A 19,200-nucleotide genomic window follows, 5' to 3' on the forward strand; every position below is an offset into this window, starting at 1 on the left:
GCGAAATCGTCGGATCATCCTTTTTCCTGATTTATTTTTGTCGTTAATCTGTCTTCTAAAACATGGATCATGTAAAGGAAGTGTTCTGCTTCACGTACAACGTGATCTGCAAGTAGCGGATTGATTACATTCCTGATTTGGCATGTTTTTATCAATTCTAATCCAGCCTTTTTAAAATCTCGTAACTCTTCTGTTGCACTTTCGCTTTCCTGGTTCATCCTGGTAATGATCGGATAGGTCGGTTTTTTATTGTATAACATCGATTCAACATCTCTTGCCTGATTTAAAAGCACTTCAAAGTCATCTCCAAATTTTCGGGCAGTGTTTACAAGATTACGTTCCGATTGATCGAGTAAAGCCGAGATGAAACGGGAGTGCTCCATCATGATCCGTAACCAAAACACATTTTCACTAATGATCGCATCCTGGACAGGATCAAGAACACCTTGATTGAACTTTTGTAATGTCCTCATAAAATACTCTGCTTCCCTGGCGATATGATCGACCAAGAGCGGAAAATTGAAACCTGCGATTTTACAGTTGACAATCAGGATCAAGAGATTCCTTTTGAAGTTCCGGAATCCATAGACCAGTTGTATGCTGTCTTCATTCAATTTTCTAACTGCCTGAACAGATGTAGGTGCTTGAAGTGCCCGTTTCTCTAGTTGCTCGAAATATTGGAAAAATCGATCTGTTTGCTGAATCAAGTTCTTATCTTTCCGATTGAAGCCTTCTCCTAAGAAGAGTGCATGTTCCTTCATTATTCGGAGCCAAAACCTATTTTCGGCTAACGACCTTTCGATGAATGTCCTCTCCGTTATCGCTTCAGGTTGTGCTGCTTGCTTTTCAGGTGGGGTAAGCATAGGGTTTTTAGGATCCAAATAAAAGTGCCCTGGGGTTGGTTGATTATTATTCATCATAATTCCCTCCTCTCATAAAAGAATCGCTATTTTAGTTTAGTTACGCCGAAATTATTTTAGAACGAAAAGATTTTATCGAAGAATTATGAGAAGGAAATCAAAAGTTTATACAGAAGATATACATCGTTCCAAATTTTATCAAGCAGGCGAGAAGACCCCATCCTCAAGGAATGGGAAGGGCATAGCCCAATGAGTAGGGTGGGGATGAATCGCCTTCGGACAAGGGATGGATCTTACCATCTCAATTGTCCGACTTATGATTTGTCTCATTTTTTTGGAATTGTTCCTTTTTTCATCCCTAAAAAGAAATCTTATGATATAATAGGAACAAACGTTCGTTTTCAGGAGGTGGAATCCATGTTGGTTCATAGAGCCTATAAATTTCGACTCTATCCAACCAAAGAACAAGAAATTCGAATTGCGAAGACAATCGGCTGCAGTCGATTTGTATTTAATCACTTTTTAGCACGATGGAACACCACCTACCAAGAAAAAGGAAAAGGATTGACCTATCCGACTTGTTCGAAGCAATTAACGCAACTGAAAAAGGAATTCCTTTGGCTGAACGACGTAGACAGTATTGCCCTTCAATCTTCATTGAGGAACCTTGCGGATTCCTTTTCACGATTCTTCAAGAAACAAAACACCCCTCCTCGATTCAAGTCTAAAAAGAATAAGGTCCAATCCTATACCACCAAATATACAAACGGAAATATTTCGATTGTTGGAAACAAAATCAAATTGCCCAAACTGGGCCTCGTCAAATTGGCAAAGAGTCGTGAGGTTAAAGGACGGATCCTCAATGCCACAATCAGACGAAACCGAAGTGGTAACTATTTTGTGTCCATTCTGGTTGAAACAGAAGTAGGTGATGGGTCTAAAACCAACTCGTCAGTGGGGATTGATGTCGGACTAAAGGACTTTGCCATATTGTCAGACGGAACGGTGTATAAGAACCCTGCGTTTTTTCGAACCTTAGAAAAGAAACTGGTGAAAGCCCAACAAGTCCTGTCCAGACGTCAAAAAGGCTCTTCGAATTGGCATAAGCAACGGATTAAAATTGACCGAATGCACGAGAAAATTGCAAATGCACGAAACGATTACTTGCATAAAATCTCTACCCATATTGTCAAAAACCACGACCTTATTGGTATGGAAGATTTGCAGGTGTCCCATATGCTTAAGAACCACAACCTCGCCAAAGCCATAAGTGAAGTGAGTTGGTCAACCTTCCGTTCCATGCTTGAATACAAAGCAAAGTGGTACGGGAAAAAGATCGTGGTGGTATCCAAGACGTTTCCTTCCAGTCAACTATGTTCCCATTGTGACTACCGGCATAAAGACGTTAAGAATCTTGCATTACGTGAGTGGGACTGCCCAAAATGCACGACGCATCATGATCGAGATCTTAACGCAAGTAGGAATCTTCGTAAGGAAGCCTTACGATTAACCGCAGGAACTGCGGGGATCGCCTAATCCATAACCGGCGGTTACGCTGGTGTTCTTAGGAATCCCCACTTCAAGCCACTCGCAAGAGTGCTAAGTGGCGGGTAGTTCAAGAAAAGGGTGTGGTGCTGATGGTTCGTCGTAGTCACTCTATCTCTCGTTCCTTCAGACCAGCTAAAAACCAATACAAAGGATGGGATCACACCTATGATCACTGGGTTGAAAGTAGAATTGCGACCTGTGTCGCTAGAAGATTTTAAAAGAACGTATGAATGGCGGAACGATGAAGAAACCGCAAAATTGGAAGCAGGAAGTGGTTTCTTTCGCCATAGTCATGTACCTATGGAAAAAATCGAAGACGATTATGAGAAAGCGGTTAAGAAATTAGATAAACGTCAGGATGGAGAATTCTCCATTTATACAATTGGAGACAATCCGACACATATTGGTTTGATCGGGTACCGGGATCTGAATATTGTTTCAAGACGATGTACGGTAGGGATTGGAATCGGAGCCAAAGACTACTGGGGTCAGGGTTATGGAACAGATGCGATGAAAACACTTATTCATTATTTGTTTCAGTCAATGAATTTGAACCGTGTACAGCTCGATACCTGGAGTGGAAACGCACAAGCTATACGCTCTTACGAAAAATGCGGTTTTGTCGTGGAAGGACGACTTAGGAAGGATGCCTTTATCGATGGGAACTATTATGACACCATCGTGATGGGCTTATTAAAAGACGAATTCCAATATGAATAACACTACCAGCAATGAGGCTTATCTTGAGACAAGGTCAGCCTCATTTTTTGACTGTCAGCTATACGAAAAATTAAAAAGAGGTGTGCTTTGATGACAACTAGTAAAAAGAGTCGTAAGGTTGATGGATTTTTAAAGAAAACAAAACAGTGGAAAGAAGAATTTGAGACGTTGAGAGAGATCGTTCTTGAATGTGGACTGGACGAAGATATTAAGTGGATGCATCCTTGTTACATGCATGAGGATAAAAACATCGTTTTAATACATGGCTTTAAAGATTATTGTGCACTTCTCTTTCACAAAGGTGCCTTGTTGAAGGATGCCCATGGGATTCTGGTCCAACAAACGGAAAATGTACAGGCTGCGCGCCAGATTCGATTCACTAATGTCCAAGAGATCGTTGAAATGGAAACGATTTTGAAAGCTTATATTCATGAAGCCATTGAAGTTGAAAAAGCCGGTTTGGAAGTGAAAAAGAATACAGAATTCAACATTCCTGAAGAACTTCAAAATAAATTCGATGAAATCCCTGATTTGAAAACTGCTTTTGAAAGATTGACGCCTGGACGGCAAAGAGCATACATTCTTTATTTTTCTAAAGCCAAACAATCCAAAACTCGAGCGTCGAGGGTTGAAAAATATATGAAGCAAATCCTCGATGGAAAAGGATTAAATGATTAGTGTGTTTTCCTTATGTGCCATTTTGAATAAGAAGGGGTGTTCCCAAGAATGCGTTAGAAACCTATGCAAAAAGAGCTTAATTTCAAGTGGGTTCTGTTTTGAATGCAAAAAAACGGAGAATTTACACAGGTGGAAGAGTCGTTAACCCCATCCTCCGTTGTAAAGTTGAGATCATTCACCATAATCCTCTGTATTTCATGCATCTGAACACTTAAAACAGAACTTGTCGGGCGGCCCCCTTTAACGGAACAATGGACGCAATCCGATTTTCTTGAATTGCGTCCGTTTGTGGTAGGTGGTTCACCATTTGCTTACCGCAGTTCTGCTGATTCTGATTCCTTTGACAAATAATCTTCTAATTGATTGAAGGTGCCTGAAAATCCTTCGTGAACCATATCTTGTGATTCTCCAAAGGTTTTAAGTTCCTCTTCGGTTGCTGATACAGGAGTCACAATCGCTGTAACAGTTGTTTTTCCCTCGTCCTCGATGAACGTCATAGTATTCATGGTTTCCAAAGGCCAATTTGCGTCAAAGGGTGCACGTACAATGTTACCTTCCTCATCAGAAAAGTAACTGGTGTAAACGATTTTCTCTGGTTCAATAATTTCACTGTATACAAATTTAACCCACATTGCATCACCTTCAGCAGGTTTCTGGCTGTAATGAAACACACCACCCGCGCGGAAATCTGATTCAGAAACATTAAACGTCCATCCTTTTGGCCCCCACCAGTTCTGTAAATGTTCTGATTCTGTGAAAGCTTTAAACACAAGTTCACGTGGAGCATTGAAAGTATGAGTGATTTTGACTTGAGTTGACATTGTATTTCCCCCAATAATTTTAGTTTTTTCCAAAATATCACGATATACTTTAAGTCATAAGTCTAAGCCTTGAAGGGCTCTGGCCTCAGTTTGTAGATGCGACGATTCGCTTTTGCGTTAAACTCTACCACTCCGACTTCATGTAATACACGGAGATGTTTGGACGCCTGAGGTTGGCGCATGTGCAGTCGATCCGTAATTTTGTTAGCGTTCCTCGCGTAGTAAATCAACAATCTTCAACCTACTGGACTCGGCAAGAGCGCTTAAGATTCTAGTTTTCATTTTCCATACAAACACCTACCTTTTTAATTTTATTAATCCATGTTTGTAATATACCATTATAGGAATATTCCTGTAAAGGAATTATCCATTTATTTAATAATAATTAGGCTTAAATGCTCCAAGAAAAAACGCATGTGATTTAGGACATGAAAATCACATGCGTTTACATATGTGCATGGTACGACTGGAATCGTTAGATATCGGGACTTCAATCTCTTTTTGTATTGAATTGGATAACGCAATCCTTATGGGATGGCATAGACCTCGACTGTAAAGCTTTCTCCTCCGGTGTTTTCCGGTCTGGCGATGTAGAAATCTTCGCTCGTTTCAATTTCTGATTCGGATCCATCTGTAAGGTCGTAGAAGATTGTTTCGTCTACGCCAAAGCTGATGTCTTTCATGACATCGAATTTGGCATCCTTAGGCCCATCGACGATTTTCCACTGTAACTTGGTCGCGTATGGAGGAATGTTATCGATTGTGAAGTTATCACTTGATCGGTTGTCTTGTCCGTCCTGAGGCTGGCCTTCCGATCGGATCGTCGCTATTTTTTCCGGTGCTTCGACCTCCACGTGAAACTCATCTCCATCCAGAATACGATCATATGCGTACCAGGCTCCGAGCCATGTACCTGCAGCTTGATTGGAGTCTGCCGAAATCATCCTCACAGAAAAATCGTCTGCACCGTTTGTGGCGGAACCTTGCCAAGTGGAAGCAAACGGATATTCGTCGCATTGCTTGCCCGTATTGTCTTCATCGCCAAATTCACGAGCACATACCCTTCTTGTCTTATTCCGATTACGGTTATAATCGTCTTGATGGCGTTTCGTATACATCCGTCTCAGCGTACTTTCTCCCACTGCTCCTGGTATCTGTTTACCAGGGATTTGTGGTACTGTCTGTTCCGGATGATCCATCGCGAATTTCCAATGCTCCCCGGCTTCATCTAACATTTCGAATTCTGGTTTTGTGATCGGAACATCCAAAATAGGTGTAGCCTTGCTGAATACGGCACCTTGGCGGAAATATTGATCAGGGAACGCGAACATGTATCTTGCAGAGTCATAACGGACGGTCTGTTTAATGCCATCAATCGTTTTTTTGAACTTGTTTGGTGCGTGTGTAAGGGTGAGTTCTGGCCAGAAATCCATGTATCCAAGTCGGTCAGGATTGGCATCTGTTGCTGGTGGTGCTTCCGAGGTGAACATTTCTAGGCTGAAGTTCGTGTTTTTCCATTGGGCGATCGTTCGCTCGGTTGCTGGGAAATCAGGATCTTCTCGACAGTCCCCTGGGTTCAGTTTCGATTCACATACTATATCGATTTTCAGTTTGGCTCCGTTCAACGAAGGGTGTGTGACAAGGATGTCATCAATCGTATAAAAGACCCTCATCTTCCGGCTTTGATTGGAACCATATCCAATCTCGGTAAATTGGAATTGGACTGCTTCGGTATTACAGATCCAACCTCTACAATCGATTATTTCATAGGTCGCTACGTGGGACCAACAGAAAGAATAGCGGTTTTTGATATATCCGGTTTGAGAACCGCTGTCTGGACTTTGGCGGCATTCTTCTACCGTCTGGATATGATCATAGTCGAATTCCGGAGGTGTCCATCCGACTGCTGTCTTGATCGGAGGGGACAAGTTTGCTCTGTAGGTTGATTGACTTTGTTGGTCTGCTTTCTCCAGTTTGTCTAACGTCTGAAAACCATCTTCTTGCTGGATCTGATCTTGCTTGATTCCGAGATCCCCTATGGATTTACCTTCCTTCATGAGTTCCGATGCTTTTTCAACCTTGTCTTCCGGAAGCCAATAGCCTCCGCCGTCAGAACTCGCTTGTGTCTGGTTTGGGGCAATGATCCCTATGGCCAAAAACAGGGTGAGGATGGATGAAAAGAGTTGCTTTTGTAACCTGGACATCATGATTCCTCCTGATTTTTGATAACAGCTGTTATACCACCAATGAACTAGTCCACTTATGAAGCGGTGTGATTTAAATCGAAGTCAGGGTACTATACGGAAAATCATTTTACAATACATTCCAAGCTAAATCATTCTATCAACCTACATTTTTTTACAATCTACAATTTAAATAGGAAGAGGGTGTCGATTCCTTGTACCCGAGACTTTAGCATTGTTGAAGGGACAATGGACCTGTTTTCTGGTAAACACGAACATTCTTGTGTCATTTTCGGATTAAAGTTCAGGTTTTCCGTTGATATTTGATTGTGAGTTTGCTATATTTGCATAGAAATCTTATATAGCATTTCTCGTATATGCTCGGTGATATGGTCCGAGTGTTTCTACCAGGTTCCCAATGCAAGAATCGGACTACGAGTTAAAGTATCAGGCTGTCTCGCATTTTTTTTATGCTTTTTTCCGTGATAGCTTGTGAGGTTAATCCATACTTTGACTTGATTGGTCTAGAAGGTAGAATTCTACTTTTCTAGGCCTTTTTCTACATTTAAAGAAAGTCTAAATACTTTCTTCAATATAAGGGCAACTAAGGCTCAGCCCGTGCTAAAGCATGGCTTTGCCAAGTTTTCTTATGGACGAGAATGCCACAACTACGAACGATCAGAAGAAGGAGAGGAATCATCATGAAAAACTTTATTGGAAAACTTACAATCATTTCGGGACTGTTATTGGTTGTACTCGCGGGGTGCAGTACTGCTTCAGGTTCTGACTCAGGCGAAAAGGAAACAGCCCAACAGCCGATCCTGATCGAAGGGCCAATGCCGATTGAAGCGGAAAAATTTGCGGATAGGCTTGAAAATGTGGAAGAAGAAAAATCAGGCACGTTCGTCTTTTACAAAGGGACTGTTGATGGTTATCCAGTGATTGTCGCGAAGACTGGAAAGGGCATGGAGAATACGGCGGCAGCTACCGCTGTGGCAATTGAAAAGTACAATCCGGCAGCAATCATCAATCAAGGGACATCAGGCGGACATGACCCTGAGCTTGAGGTTTTTGACATTGTTTTAGGAAAAAGAACGACCAACCTCGGCTCGTTGAAAACGGGTGACAGAGATGAAGGGCAAGGGATCGAGCCTACGAAATGGAAGCCGATGGACTTGATGGCTTCAGAAGGCAGTGCAGGGGAAGACCCGAATGCCGAGAAAATCCGATACTACAAAGGCGATGAAGATTTGCTCGCAGCAGCCAGTTCTGTAAAGGATACGTATAAAAAAGGTAAGGTTGTCGAAGGGACGATCGGTTCTGCGGATGTCTGGAATAATGAAGTCGATCGAATCAACTGGTTCCACGAGAAGTATGGGACGTCAGTTGAAGAGATGGAAGGCGCAGCAGCAGCACAAATTGCAAAAGCGTATGATGTGCCGTTCCTCGGAATCCGTATCCTCTCCAACAATAAGACGAATGACGGGGAATATAACCCAGATACGGCAGCCGCCAACCAGGAATATGTGTATGAAGTTGTGAAAGAGTATATATCTAAGCTCGAAGACCGATAAAATCGTGCACCCACCTATGGTATGATAACTTTAATATTGTAGTCATACGGAATAGGAGGGTGCTCACGTGGGCTTGCTGAAGCGTTTTACCTTACAATTTCGAATGCCGCATGGTTTTCTTGGGTGGGTTGCGGGCTACCTGATGTCCAAAGGCGGGAAGAAAAGCAGGTGGACGGTATCGCTATTGAATCCTGAGCGTGATGATCATGTTTTGGAGGTTGGCTTTGGGCCTGGTGTCGGGATCGAGGCGTTGGCCGAAACGGTCGATAAAGGCTATATTGCCGGGATTGATATCTCTGAAGTGATGCTGAAGCAGGCAAGTGACAGAAATCGGGAAGCCATTTCTAAAGGTCTCGTGGATCTAATGCTGGCTGATGTTTCGTCTCCGCCATCATTTGATATTAAGTTTGATCACATCATGAGTGTGAATAACATCATCTTTTGGGAGGAGCCGGTCCTTGCTCTGAACAAGCTAAGGCAATTAATGAATCCCAATGGAAAAATCGCAATCACGATGCAACCGTTGATGAAGGGGGCTAACGACGAAACCGTCAAAGAAGTCGCCAATGAAATCGAGGGCTATTTGAAAGAAGCAGGTTTTTCAGAAATTGAGTTTCATTATAAAGCCATGAAACCAGTGAACTGTGTCTGTGTGATTGCGGTAAACTCATAATTAGTTAAAAATACCGAGGGACTCGGCATACATCAGATTTTTTCCTGATTGGAGTCAAGCATCCTCGGTATTTTTTGCATATAACGAACGTATAAGGCTCAGCTTCGTCTTTATTGACAGCTGCTTTTTTCGCATTCCTGGATTATAACAGGAGATGTTCTTTTAAACCGTGGTCTGAACTGTAAATACCGCTTAAAGTTGATTTGTGATAAGGAGAAGAGTGTGAGCGCAACCCATATGAATCCGAAGCTGATGAGATGTGTGTTCGTGAATGTCTCATGAAAGAAATAGATTCCGACGAGCAGCTGAATGGTCGGATTGATGTATTGAAGAAAGCCGATCGTCGATAATGGGATCTTTTGTGCCCCTTTTGAAAACCATAAGAGCGGGAGCGCAGTGACAGCGCCAGCACCTAGTAGGAAGATCGTTTCAAGAATGGAGACATGACCGAGAGCAGCGGTTCCTTTTACCTGGAGGAAAAGAAGATAGGACAGGACAATCGGCAAAATGAAAAGCGTTTCCAGGGTTACAGAAACGAGTGGTTCGACCTTGACGACTTTCTTGACCACACCATATAAAGCGAATGTCGATGCGATGATCAATGCTACCCAGGGAACTTGACCGAATTGGATCGTCATGATCAACACACCGGTTGCAGCAAGCAACAGAGAAATGATCTTCCAATGGTTCAATTTTTCCCGAAAGATGATTACACCTAATGCAATACTTAGTAGCGGGTTGATGTAATACCCCAGGCTTGCTCCGATTACATGATTCGATGTGACCGCCCATATGAAAATGAACCAGTTCGCACTGATTAAAACAGCTGCCAAGAACACCCATGAAGCCTGGACCCGATTGGCGAGCACTTTTTTCACTTGTGGCCAACCACCGATCAACAGAAGGATGAATGCAGCAAAAAGGAAGGACCATAGAATCCGGTGGGCAAAAATTTCATAGGCAGGTATTCCCTTGAGGAAATACCAGTAGATCGGCAGAACACCCCAGGCGATAAAGGCTGCAAGGGTATAAAACATTCCGACAACAGAATCAGACAGTCTATTCAACATAAAATGAACCTCCTAATGATTGTTTAGTAATAACATACGCCAACTCTTCACATTAGTAAAATGAATCTTTATAATGAGTAATATGAATGAAATTAATGAAGGGTGGGAAAGGGATGAATATGACGATTATCCAAATGGAGGTTTTCGTAAAAATCGTTGAAACGAAAAGCTTCACTAAGGCAGGGGAAGATTTGGGCATGACGCAGTCCGCAGTGAGCCATGCCATATCCAGTTTAGAATCCGCCATGGGATTTCAATTGATCATCCGTAACCGTTCGGGTGCCGTCATTACGACAAACGGAGAAAAAATGCTGGCGCATATACGGAATATACTGCGGCATACAGAGCTTATGAAGCAGGACGCAAAGAGCATCATGGGCCTACAGAAAGGGAAAGTCCGGGTCGGCTCATTCGAAAGTGTGATGATCAACTGGATGCCAGATATCATTGGACAATTTCAACAACAGTTCCCGGACATTGAAGTGGAGCTGATCGAAGGGGATTACCAGGATATCATCCAATGGCTTCTTGATGGGAGGCTCGATTTAGGCTTCATCCTTGAAACGGAACGGATGAACGTGGAATTCCAACCGCTTAAAGATGATCATTTATCCTTGCTGATTCCATGTGACCATCCCCTCAGCAAGGAACGTGAGCCCTCGATCGAGCAGGTTGCTTCGTATCCGTTCATCATGCCGAAAAAAGGATGTGATGAACAAGTTCGTAGGATGTTCAAAGCGGAGGATCTCGATCCGGATGTCCGTTTTGTGATCAAGGATGTCCATTCGATCATTGCCATGGTGAAATCCGGAATCGGAATAAGCATCATGCCTGAACTGACATTGCCGAAGCACATGGATATGATCAAAGCGACGAGGATTTGTAAAGAGGTTTACCGCACGATCGGGATCGCTGCACCGGCATTCAAGCGGCTATCGCCTGCTGCTGGTAAGTTTTTCGAGCTGACCAAAGCCTTGGTCGGAAATACTTGAGGTTGATTTTTTCGTAACGGACACCAGAGCCGCTATTTGTGACAATTTGGCCGTTTTCGAAAAGTTACGGACACCAGAGCCGTTATTTGTGAACAAAACAGCTGATTTCATCCTAAAATTACAAAATAAGGTCTCTGGTGTCCGCTAAAATCATGAAATGAGCACATTTAGAGGAAATAACGTCTCCTGTGTCCGTTAACATTTGAAAAGGGGTGGAAAAGATGTATATTCCGTCGCATTTTAAAATTTCCGATATGCAAGTTGCCTCTGACATAATGAAAGAAAATAGCTTTGCAACGCTATTTTCTCAACATAATGGAATGCCATACGCTACTCATCTGCCGTTACTTGTGGATAATGATCAGGAATCTTTATACGGTCATTTTGCACGTCCGAACCTACAATGGAAGGATATTGAGGATCAAACGATATTAGCTGTTTTCCATGGGCCGCATTGTTATATATCCCCGTCGTGGTACGAAACAAAAACAGCAGTCCCAACCTGGAACTATGTCACGGTGCATGTTTACGGTAAAGTGGAGTTGGTGACTCAGGAGGATGAGGTTATGGAATCCTTGCAAGAAATGGTGGCGAATTATGAAGCACCAAATAGTCCTTATAGTTTGGAGGATTTGGATGATGGATACCTCACTGGGATGAGTAAAGGGATCCAGGGTTTCAAAATCAAAATTGACAAAATTGAAGCAAAAGCTAAATTGAGTCAGAACCATCCAATGGCCCGACAGAAACGTATCATAAAAGAACTCGAAAAAAGCCTAAACTCAGAAGAACAGAACATTGCAAGGCTGATGAAACGCAAACTTGTTTGAATAAACGAACAAGTGTCCTTCTGATTTTCCTATTTTGTCCACCCGATCCAAGGGTATAGTCCCAGTTATTTCCTCTTCCTTCCAAGCATATTTATAGCTAGAGAAGGGGGGATGCTGCGATGAAGAGACAGACTTATGCAGAACTGCAGTACCCAGAGGGCATGCTGTCGATTATCAGGAACGGGTTGGATCCAGCTGAAACCTCGAAATCGGTCATCATTATCGGAGCGGGTCTCTCTGGATTAGTTGCCGCATCTCTCTTGAAACAGGCAGGCCATCAAGTCACGATCCTCGAAGGTAACAGTCGGATCGGAGGCAGGGTGCTGACTTTAAGGGAACCATTTACTGAGGGGAATTATCTGGATGTTGGTGCAATGAGAATTCCCGAAAACCATGCATTGGTGCTTGAATATATCAAGCAATTCCAACTGCCTTTGAATAGATTTATCAACGCTACGCCTAGGGACGTGATCTTTGTCAACAATGTGTTGACTACTCGAGAAGTGTATGAGGAAAACCCGGATATCCTCCAATTTCCCGTTGCACCTGAAGAAAAAGGGAAGACAGCAACGGAATTGCTTTTAGAAGCGACCAAGCCTTTCGTTGACCTTTATGCAATCAGTACTCCAGAAGAACAGGAAGAGCTGAGGGAAGAGTACGGAGATTATTCAATGGGTGAGTTTCTGCAGTTCAATCCTCTAGGACCATCCCTTTCATTGCCTGCAATCCGTATGATCAATGTCATGCTCGGTATTGAGGGCTTTCCGGAGTTTGCTTTCTTAGATATTTTGACCGATATCGTTTATCCGATCTTCAGTGAAGATTTGAAATTCTATGAAATTGATGGCGGCAATGATCGTCTACCGTTATCTTTTTTCCCGCAACTTCAAAACGACATCAAATTCAACCAAAAAGTGATTCGGATTGCGCAAAATGACAACGGTGTACGGGTCCAAGCCCGTAACCCTGTGACCGGGGAAATCAGCCAATACAATGGAGATTATGTAATCGCCACCGTTCCTTTCACTGTTTTTCAGTTTATCGATGTGATTCCGTATAATTCGATTCCTTTTGAAAAATGGCAAGTGATTCGGGAGCTATACAATGTACCAGCTGTAAAAATCGGAGTCCAATTCAAACGTCGATTTTGGGAAGCGAATGGGATCGGGAATGCTATATCTGATAGACCGACTCGATTTTCATATATTCCAAGCCACAATATCGGCTCAGAGGGTCCAGCGGTACTCTTGGCAAGCTATAGCTGGGGAGCCGATGCTGAATTGTGGACCAGTTTGTCCTTTTCAGAACTCGTCTACACCCTGTTAAAAGATCTTGCGAAAATATATGGGGATGTCGTATATACAGAATTTCAGAATGCTGTGGGGTTCGACTGGAGTGAAAATCCATATTCTGTAGGGTGTTTTACGTTATTCACACCGAGACAACAAGAGGAATTTGAAGAAATAATCAGGCGGCCAGAGGGAAGAATCCACTTTGCGGGTGAACATACATCATCGTTCCATGGGTGGATGGAAGGGGCGATCGAATCCGGTATCCGTGCAGCGTTTGAAGTGAATCTGAGAGAATGAACAAGCTCAATTCCATGATTGCATATTGACAACGAGGGGAATTCAATGTATTCTTTAATTAATAAAATGAAAATCGTTTCTCCTAAAGGGGAGTAGCTTTTACAGCAAAGTCGTCATTCCAGAGTTCACGCTCTCGGCTTTGTTGGCAACGAAACTGTTGTTAGCAAGACCTTTACCTGTGCGGGTAGAGGTCTTTTTTGATGGCCTTTACCAGATCGACGGTAGAGGCCATTTTTGTTTTACACTTGAAGAAAGTATAAAATATTTTCTTCAGTATAAGTACAACTAAGGCTCAGCCTACGCTAGGCTTGGCTTTGCCAAGTTTACTTTACATATTAAAAAGGGAGTGAAGGAAATGGAATTATTCAGTGCTGATTTTTTCACTGCACTATTATCGATTGTGATTATTGACCTGGTCCTAGCTGGGGATAACGCGATCCTGATCGGCCTTGCAGCAAGAAACTTACCGCAATCGCAACAGAAGAAAGTCATCATGTGGGGTGCGCTCGGGGCGATCTTGATTCGAGTCGCTGCAACACTCGCGGTTGTCTGGCTGCTCAAAATTCCGGGACTTCTTTTAGTCGGTGGATTACTGCTTGTGGTCATCGCGTATAAACTCTTGGTCGATGATAAAGACCATGACGTTCAAGCGGCAGGCGGGTTCTGGGCCGCAATCCGGACTGTCATCATTGCGGATGCGCTTATGGGATTAGACAATGTATTGGCGATTGCAGGAGCTGCTCACGGAAATATGCTTCTTGTTGTCTTAGGGCTCTTGATTTCGGTTCCAGTCGTCATGTTTGGAAGCAAACTGATTCTGATGTGGGTGGACCGGTTCCCGATCATCATCACGATCGGAGCAGCGATCCTTGCCTGGACGGCTTCGAAAATGATAGTCGGAGAGCCATTCCTGCATAGCTTTTTCGACAACGGCTTCATTAAATACGGTTTCGAATTGTTCGTTGTAGGGGCAGTAATCGCAGCCGGCTATTTGAAAAAGAGGAAAGTTGTTAAAGAAGTCGAACAAAAGGAAGAGCAGGTCGCCTTACAGAAAGTCGACTAAGGATTTTTTTGCACTTAAAGAAAGTATAAGAATACTTTCTTCAGTATAAGCGCAACTAAGGATCAGCCTGCTCCAAGGGCTTGACTTTGCCAAGTTTTCTTCATACGATTTTTGAAACCTTTTAAGAAATCATCCGTAGGAATAATGGCGGGTGAGCAGAACATCGTTTGATTTATCCGAAAATGGTTAAGTATAGACTGATGGAGGGGATTATGAGCATTTTCTCACGTTTGTTCAATAAAAAAGAAAAGGAAATTGGAAAGGTTGAAGAACGGAATTTTTTCAACATCCAGATCAACGACATCATCACCTACAATTTTGAGGATTATCAGGTCAGCGGTAAATTGATCTACAATGACGGTGGGTATGAGTGGTATGCCTATCAGCTTGTCGGAACGAATGAGACGATCTGGCTAAGTGCAGAAATGGATGACGAGCTTGAACTCGGCATCTATAAGAGCACGAAAGAAAAACTGACCGAGCCGATCCCGAATAAGGTGACGATCAATCAGACCGAATTTACGCTTGATGAAAAAGGAACCGCTTCAGTGCGGGGAGAAGGCCGAGGTAGAAACGTGAACGGCCAGCAAGTGAAGTATTTTGATTTCGCCAATGATGCAGATGACCGCTTCCTTTCCGTTGAAATATGGGGCAGTGAAATCGAAGTCAGTGAAGGTCATGAAATCGAAAGCTATGAAATAAAGATCATTGCAGCAAGCTAGACTTCGCAAAAACAAAAATCAGGAGGTAAAGCATGTTTAATTTCTTTAAGAGAGTACGTACAATGGTTTCATCCGAATTGAATTCAGCACTTGATAAAGCGGAGGATCCGGTAAAACTGCTTGACCAGTACATGCGCGAAATGTCCGCGGATATCCGGGAAGCTGAAACGGCTGTCGCGAAACAAATCGCTAATGAAAAGATGCTCAAGAAAAAGTATGAAGATGCTAAGAGCATGGTCGAGAAGAGGGAAGAACAAGCGGTTCAGGCATTGGAAGCCGGGAATGAAGACCTTGCCCGCAGAGCGCTGGAAGATAAGCAGAAACACAATCAACAGGCGGATACACTGCTCGCAGCGCATACCAAAGCAAAGGACGATGCTGATTCCTTGCGTGAGAGATTGGCTGAAATGAAAGCGGAATACGATGAGATGAATCTGAAAAAGGATTCCCTCAAGGCAAGAGCTGAATCAGCGAAGACGAAGACCAAGATAAACCGCACGATGTCGAATATCGGCACCGACAGTTCCCAACAGGGCTTCAAGCGGATGGAGGAGAAAGTACTCCAGTATGAAGCTGAAGCCGAAACGACAGATGACATGCGTTCTTCAAACAAGTCCCTCGATGATGAGTTTGAGGCGATGAATACGAAGGACAGTGTGAATGATGAACTAGCGGAGTTAAAGAAAAAACTGGGGAAAGAATAACCTTCTTTCCCTTTTTATTGGGGGTGTGTCGATGAGAAGGAAAGCCATAGGAATCTTCATAGCAGCGATATTTCTCCTGTTGGTGGCGTGTGGTTCTGGAAGTATACTAGACTGGATCGCCGAACACTATCCATTGGAGGATGTGGTCGAAAGCAGCACGAATCCGGATGATGTTGCAAGGCTATACGTTGCCAAGGACAAAAGTATCCAAGAGGTATCTAAAGCGATCCAGGATCATATGGAGCCGAATAATGCCAGCGAAATAAAGGAGAACAAACAAGTCTTGGTGTACGATGATCATTTTGTAACGTTGACCCAAGATGAGGATGATGCTGAGAGTACCAATATCGAAGTGGCGTCGGATGAATTTGTCCGTGACAACTACAGACCGGGCTTTTTCAATGGATTTATCGCCTATTACATATTAGATGAAATTCTCGACGTGGATGATTGGAAAAATAAGCAGAATAAGCGTTGTGGCGGAAAATGCTATGAAGGCTACAACAAATCAGGTGGAAATTATAAAGGTCCTGCAGTCCCTTCTTCTTTCAGAGGATCAGGAAATCGCGGCGGGGGCCCTGGTACAGGTAAATAACTTTTGGGAGGTTTAACATGAGTCCATTTATTTTAACTTTACTCTATTTCATTGCAGCTGTTGTAATTGTTGGCATCGGCCTTGTCATATTTGAACTTGTGACGACAAAGTACAAAGACTGGGAGGAAATCAAACAAGGAAATTCAGCTGTCGCTTTATCGATCGGCGGCAAGATCATCGGTATCTGTATCATTCTGGCGTTTTCGATCTATACGAATGATGGTATCCCTCAAACCATGATCTGGGGCGGTTATGGCGTAGTCCTGCAATTGGTGGCCTATTACTTGTTCGATTTTCTAACGCGCAGGTTCACAGTGGAAATGGAATTGAAAAATGGAAACGTCTCTGTCGGGATCGTTTCAATGTGTGTTTCAATCGGACTGGCTTTTGTCGTTGGTGCTTCGATTACGTAAGAAGCAATTATTTTATTCTTAAAAAGCAATCAGCATTTAATAGAGTGTCTTATTGATTGGCGTATTTGCAACACTGCTGCAGGAAACGTACACTAGCAGCCATGTATTCAGCTAACGGACACCAGAGCCGTTATTTGTGACAAAATATCGTGTTCAGAAATTTAGCGGACACCACAGCCGTTATTTGTGAATAAAGTAGCTGATTTTCTATGATAATTGCGAAATAAGGTCCCTGGTGTCCGTTAAATTTAAAAAATCCAGTGGTTTTGGTCAAATAAGGTCTCCTGTGTCCGTTAAGGTGTAGTGGGAAATCAACAATTTGGAATATGAGATGAACGGGGAGGACCAGACCATTGGCTCCCCTATTCTTTTTTGCACATAGATTCATAATTTTAGTATTTACGTAGGTGAAATCATGATAGATAACGGGACAATCAAAAGTAATCGGATTTACTGGGCATCAGGAATCGTATCGATCTGCGGCATCATCTTCGAGGTCCTGTTTGGGGCGTTAGGTTCTTATATCCTTGGGGACGGCGTGAAACAGTACACGTTGACGATTTCCCTGTTTCTTACTGGTATGGGGATCGGATCCTTCTTAAGTGAAAAGGTGATGAAAAAGCTGATTGAAGCCTTCATCATCATTGAATTTTCCGTCGCCTTGATCGGGGGTTTTTCAGCGTTCCTTCTGTTTGGGGTAACGGCGTATCTCGCGGATGGTTCGGATGCGATTTTTTTATACACGGTCATCCTCACCATCGGTACACTCACTGGGCTGGAATTACCGATTCTGATCCGTAAAGCGAATGAAATCGGCGTTCAAATCAACAAGAGTACAGCGAGGGTTCTTTTTTCGGATTATGCGGGTGGCTTGATCGGCGGCTTATTATTCATTTTCCTTTTCCGTCCACAATTCGGTCTGGTAAAATCAGCATTCCTTGTGGCGATCATCAATCTTGTCGTCGCGCTTTGGGTCTTGTATACCTTCAGGAAAGAAATCGCTCGTCTGAAGACGTATTCGATCATCGGGGGGATCCTTTTTGTGCTCCTGATCGGTGGAGTGATGTTCGGCGAAGAAATGGCGCTTTCTTTTGAACAGAAGTTGTATAAGGATCCGATCATTTATACAGAAGAGACGAAATACCAGCATATCGTCTTGACGAAGGAACAGGGTGATCTGAGGCTCTATTTGGATGGCCAGCTCCAGTTCAGTTCCGCGGACGAATACCGGTATCATGAAACGTTGGTCCATATCCCGATGGCATTGGCAGAGCGTAGAGAAAAGGTGTTGATTCTCGGTGGTGGTGACGGCCTTGCACTCCGTGAGCTTGAAAAGTATAACGATATCAAAGAAATCACCGTCGTCGATCTTGATCCTAGAATGGTTGAACTTGCAGAAACCAATCCGCTTCTGAAAGAGTTGAATGGAAATGCTTTTGAAAATGAAAAAGTAGAGGTCCACCATCAAGATGCGTATGATTTTATGGAAAAGTCGGAAGGTTTTTATGATGTCATTCTTGTTGATTTACCTGATCCAAACAATGAATCACTGAATAAGCTTTACACACTCGAATTCTATTCCTTGCTCCGGAACCACCTGGATCCCGGCGGAATGATCATGGCGCAAGCGACCAGTCCAGTATTTGCAAGAGAAGTGTATTGGACGATCGATCAAACGTTTGCTGAGACGGGTTTGAAAACGGAAAACTTCCACCTTGATATACCAAGCTTCGGCAACTGGGGATTTGTGCTCGCCTCAAGGAAACCGATCAATGTTAATGAAATCGAGATCGATGTTGAGACAGAGTACTTAACCACTGAGATCATCCCTTCATTAACGAAATTCGGAAAGGACGAAGATCGTTCTTTTACAAATAAGGAGGGGAAAAAGTCCGAACTCAAACCGAATACGCTGATCCGTCCGATTTTGATCGATATCTATGAGAAGGCATGGCAGAATTATTGATTGAAAGTGATATGAGGCTGTCCTTGTCGGACCAGCCTCCCACCATCAAACGCGCTTTTTCAAAAACTTATAAACGAGGATCGCTGCAGCTGCCACGAGCAGGATATGGATGATCCCGCCTACAATGTTGAAAATGACACCGAGCAGCCAGATGATCAGTATGATCCATAAGATGGTCCAAATCATAGGTAAAATCCTT

The 19,200-nt window shown here is 43.2% G+C and carries 19 protein-coding genes, 1 pseudogene and 1 riboswitch; of the genes and pseudogenes, 14 read left to right on the forward strand and 6 right to left on the reverse strand.

What is annotated here, in order from left to right:
- Positions 1 to 14: 14 nt before the first annotated feature.
- The gene (locus tag ACTWQL_RS12400; protein WP_443142754.1) at positions 15 to 917 is read right to left on the reverse strand and encodes a DUF2935 domain-containing protein; all 903 of its coding nucleotides are present in this window, start codon (positions 915 to 917) and stop codon (positions 15 to 17) included.
- Between the two features lie 360 nt (positions 918 to 1,277).
- On the opposite strand from ACTWQL_RS12400, the gene tnpB reads away from it, so the two are divergent.
- From tnpB to ACTWQL_RS12415, 3 genes are all read left to right on the forward strand, one after another.
- Entirely contained in the window at positions 1,278 to 2,396 is a 1,119-nt protein-coding gene (gene tnpB / locus ACTWQL_RS12405; RefSeq protein ID WP_443142755.1) for an IS200/IS605 family element RNA-guided endonuclease TnpB, read from the forward strand.
- A gap of 177 nt (positions 2,397 to 2,573) precedes the next feature.
- Entirely contained in the window at positions 2,574 to 3,128 is a 555-nt protein-coding gene (locus ACTWQL_RS12410; RefSeq protein ID WP_443142756.1) for a GNAT family N-acetyltransferase, read from the forward strand.
- A 90-nt stretch (positions 3,129 to 3,218) separates the two neighbouring features.
- Positions 3,219 to 3,806: a YdeI/OmpD-associated family protein gene (locus ACTWQL_RS12415; RefSeq protein ID WP_443142757.1), complete on the forward strand. Its 588-nt coding sequence runs from the start codon at positions 3,219 to 3,221 to the stop codon at positions 3,804 to 3,806.
- Between the two features lie 311 nt (positions 3,807 to 4,117).
- On the opposite strand, the gene ACTWQL_RS12420 is transcribed toward ACTWQL_RS12415, so the two are convergent.
- The 3 genes and pseudogenes from ACTWQL_RS12420 to ACTWQL_RS12430 form a co-directional block, all read right to left on the reverse strand.
- The gene (locus tag ACTWQL_RS12420) at positions 4,118 to 4,627 is read right to left on the reverse strand and encodes an SRPBCC family protein (protein WP_443142758.1); all 510 of its coding nucleotides are present in this window, start codon (positions 4,625 to 4,627) and stop codon (positions 4,118 to 4,120) included.
- 65 nt (positions 4,628 to 4,692) lie between these two features.
- Positions 4,693 to 4,909, reverse strand: a pseudogene (locus tag ACTWQL_RS12425) (ArsR/SmtB family transcription factor); the annotation flags it as partial.
- Between the two features lie 245 nt (positions 4,910 to 5,154).
- Complete coding sequence (locus ACTWQL_RS12430) at positions 5,155 to 6,831, reverse strand: NucA/NucB deoxyribonuclease domain-containing protein (protein WP_443142759.1); 1,677 nt, start codon at positions 6,829 to 6,831, stop codon at positions 5,155 to 5,157.
- Positions 6,832 to 7,161: 330 nt separating this feature from the next.
- Positions 7,162 to 7,265, forward strand: a riboswitch (purine riboswitch).
- A gap of 246 nt (positions 7,266 to 7,511) precedes the next feature.
- Between ACTWQL_RS12430 and ACTWQL_RS12435 the strand changes: the two genes are divergently transcribed.
- Positions 7,512 to 8,384 (forward strand): 5'-methylthioadenosine/S-adenosylhomocysteine nucleosidase, encoded by an 873-nt coding sequence (locus tag ACTWQL_RS12435; protein ID WP_443142760.1) that lies wholly within the window; start codon positions 7,512 to 7,514, stop codon positions 8,382 to 8,384.
- Between the two features lie 67 nt (positions 8,385 to 8,451).
- Positions 8,452 to 9,057 carry a class I SAM-dependent methyltransferase gene (locus ACTWQL_RS12440; protein WP_443142761.1) on the forward strand — a complete coding sequence of 202 codons (606 nt, stop codon included), beginning with the start codon at positions 8,452 to 8,454 and terminating at the stop codon, positions 9,055 to 9,057.
- A 110-nt stretch (positions 9,058 to 9,167) separates the two neighbouring features.
- On the opposite strand, the gene rarD is transcribed toward ACTWQL_RS12440, so the two are convergent.
- On the reverse strand, positions 9,168 to 10,127 hold the full coding sequence (gene rarD / locus ACTWQL_RS12445) for an EamA family transporter RarD (protein WP_443142762.1): 960 nt from the start codon (positions 10,125 to 10,127) through the stop codon (positions 9,168 to 9,170).
- An 86-nt stretch (positions 10,128 to 10,213) separates the two neighbouring features.
- Between rarD and ACTWQL_RS12450 the strand changes: the two genes are divergently transcribed.
- From ACTWQL_RS12450 to ACTWQL_RS12490, 9 genes are all read left to right on the forward strand, one after another.
- Complete coding sequence (locus tag ACTWQL_RS12450; RefSeq protein ID WP_443142763.1) at positions 10,214 to 11,119, forward strand: LysR family transcriptional regulator; 906 nt, start codon at positions 10,214 to 10,216, stop codon at positions 11,117 to 11,119.
- A 221-nt stretch (positions 11,120 to 11,340) separates the two neighbouring features.
- On the forward strand, positions 11,341 to 11,949 hold the full coding sequence (locus ACTWQL_RS12455) for an FMN-binding negative transcriptional regulator (protein ID WP_443142764.1): 609 nt from the start codon (positions 11,341 to 11,343) through the stop codon (positions 11,947 to 11,949).
- Positions 11,950 to 12,068: 119 nt separating this feature from the next.
- Positions 12,069 to 13,538 carry a flavin monoamine oxidase family protein gene (locus ACTWQL_RS12460; RefSeq protein ID WP_443142765.1) on the forward strand — a complete coding sequence of 490 codons (1,470 nt, stop codon included), beginning with the start codon at positions 12,069 to 12,071 and terminating at the stop codon, positions 13,536 to 13,538.
- 355 nt (positions 13,539 to 13,893) lie between these two features.
- The gene (locus tag ACTWQL_RS12465; protein WP_443142766.1) at positions 13,894 to 14,601 is read left to right on the forward strand and encodes a TerC family protein; all 708 of its coding nucleotides are present in this window, start codon (positions 13,894 to 13,896) and stop codon (positions 14,599 to 14,601) included.
- A 212-nt stretch (positions 14,602 to 14,813) separates the two neighbouring features.
- Entirely contained in the window at positions 14,814 to 15,323 is a 510-nt protein-coding gene (locus tag ACTWQL_RS12470; RefSeq protein ID WP_443142767.1) for a DUF4178 domain-containing protein, read from the forward strand.
- Positions 15,324 to 15,355: 32 nt separating this feature from the next.
- Entirely contained in the window at positions 15,356 to 16,027 is a 672-nt protein-coding gene (locus ACTWQL_RS12475) for a PspA/IM30 family protein (RefSeq protein ID WP_443142768.1), read from the forward strand.
- Between the two features lie 31 nt (positions 16,028 to 16,058).
- The gene (locus tag ACTWQL_RS12480; RefSeq protein WP_443142769.1) at positions 16,059 to 16,622 is read left to right on the forward strand and encodes a DUF4247 domain-containing protein; all 564 of its coding nucleotides are present in this window, start codon (positions 16,059 to 16,061) and stop codon (positions 16,620 to 16,622) included.
- Between the two features lie 17 nt (positions 16,623 to 16,639).
- Positions 16,640 to 17,035 carry a DUF350 domain-containing protein gene (locus ACTWQL_RS12485; protein WP_443142770.1) on the forward strand — a complete coding sequence of 132 codons (396 nt, stop codon included), beginning with the start codon at positions 16,640 to 16,642 and terminating at the stop codon, positions 17,033 to 17,035.
- Positions 17,036 to 17,450: 415 nt separating this feature from the next.
- Entirely contained in the window at positions 17,451 to 19,001 is a 1,551-nt protein-coding gene (locus ACTWQL_RS12490) for a polyamine aminopropyltransferase (RefSeq protein WP_443142771.1), read from the forward strand.
- A gap of 45 nt (positions 19,002 to 19,046) precedes the next feature.
- Here the strand turns inward: ACTWQL_RS12490 and ACTWQL_RS12495 are convergent, their stop codons facing one another.
- Positions 19,047 to 19,187: a lmo0937 family membrane protein gene (locus ACTWQL_RS12495; protein WP_443142772.1), complete on the reverse strand. Its 141-nt coding sequence runs from the start codon at positions 19,185 to 19,187 to the stop codon at positions 19,047 to 19,049.
- Positions 19,188 to 19,200 lie beyond the last annotated feature (13 nt).

The sequence above is a fragment of the Pseudalkalibacillus sp. R45 genome, from assembly GCF_052246725.1.
In the GTDB taxonomy this organism is placed as follows: domain Bacteria; phylum Bacillota; class Bacilli; order Bacillales; family Fictibacillaceae; genus Pseudalkalibacillus.

Bases quoted from the DNA above. Each gene is read 5' to 3' on its own strand.
- ACTWQL_RS12495 (WP_443142772.1), bottom strand. From the start codon at position 19,187: ATGATTTGGACCATCTTATGGATCATACTGATCATCTGGCTGCTCGGT.
- ACTWQL_RS12480 (WP_443142769.1), top strand. From the start codon at position 16,059: ATGAGAAGGAAAGCCATAGGAATCTTCATAGCAGCGATATTTCTCCTG.
- ACTWQL_RS12470 (WP_443142767.1), top strand. From the start codon at position 14,814: ATGAGCATTTTCTCACGTTTGTTCAATAAAAAAGAAAAGGAAATTGGA.
- ACTWQL_RS12400 (WP_443142754.1), bottom strand. From the start codon at position 917: ATGAATAATAATCAACCAACCCCAGGGCACTTTTATTTGGATCCTAAA.
- ACTWQL_RS12430 (WP_443142759.1), bottom strand. From the start codon at position 6,831: ATGTCCAGGTTACAAAAGCAACTCTTTTCATCCATCCTCACCCTGTTT.
- ACTWQL_RS12415 (WP_443142757.1), top strand. From the start codon at position 3,219: ATGACAACTAGTAAAAAGAGTCGTAAGGTTGATGGATTTTTAAAGAAA.
- ACTWQL_RS12455 (WP_443142764.1), top strand. From the start codon at position 11,341: ATGTATATTCCGTCGCATTTTAAAATTTCCGATATGCAAGTTGCCTCT.
- ACTWQL_RS12460 (WP_443142765.1), top strand. From the start codon at position 12,069: ATGAAGAGACAGACTTATGCAGAACTGCAGTACCCAGAGGGCATGCTG.
- ACTWQL_RS12475 (WP_443142768.1), top strand. From the start codon at position 15,356: ATGTTTAATTTCTTTAAGAGAGTACGTACAATGGTTTCATCCGAATTG.
- ACTWQL_RS12490 (WP_443142771.1), top strand. From the start codon at position 17,451: ATGATAGATAACGGGACAATCAAAAGTAATCGGATTTACTGGGCATCA.
- rarD (WP_443142762.1), bottom strand. From the start codon at position 10,127: ATGTTGAATAGACTGTCTGATTCTGTTGTCGGAATGTTTTATACCCTT.
- tnpB (WP_443142755.1), top strand. From the start codon at position 1,278: ATGTTGGTTCATAGAGCCTATAAATTTCGACTCTATCCAACCAAAGAA.
- ACTWQL_RS12435 (WP_443142760.1), top strand. From the start codon at position 7,512: ATGAAAAACTTTATTGGAAAACTTACAATCATTTCGGGACTGTTATTG.
- ACTWQL_RS12465 (WP_443142766.1), top strand. From the start codon at position 13,894: ATGGAATTATTCAGTGCTGATTTTTTCACTGCACTATTATCGATTGTG.
- ACTWQL_RS12450 (WP_443142763.1), top strand. From the start codon at position 10,214: ATGAAATTAATGAAGGGTGGGAAAGGGATGAATATGACGATTATCCAA.
- ACTWQL_RS12410 (WP_443142756.1), top strand. From the start codon at position 2,574: ATGATCACTGGGTTGAAAGTAGAATTGCGACCTGTGTCGCTAGAAGAT.
- ACTWQL_RS12485 (WP_443142770.1), top strand. From the start codon at position 16,640: ATGAGTCCATTTATTTTAACTTTACTCTATTTCATTGCAGCTGTTGTA.
- ACTWQL_RS12420 (WP_443142758.1), bottom strand. From the start codon at position 4,627: ATGTCAACTCAAGTCAAAATCACTCATACTTTCAATGCTCCACGTGAA.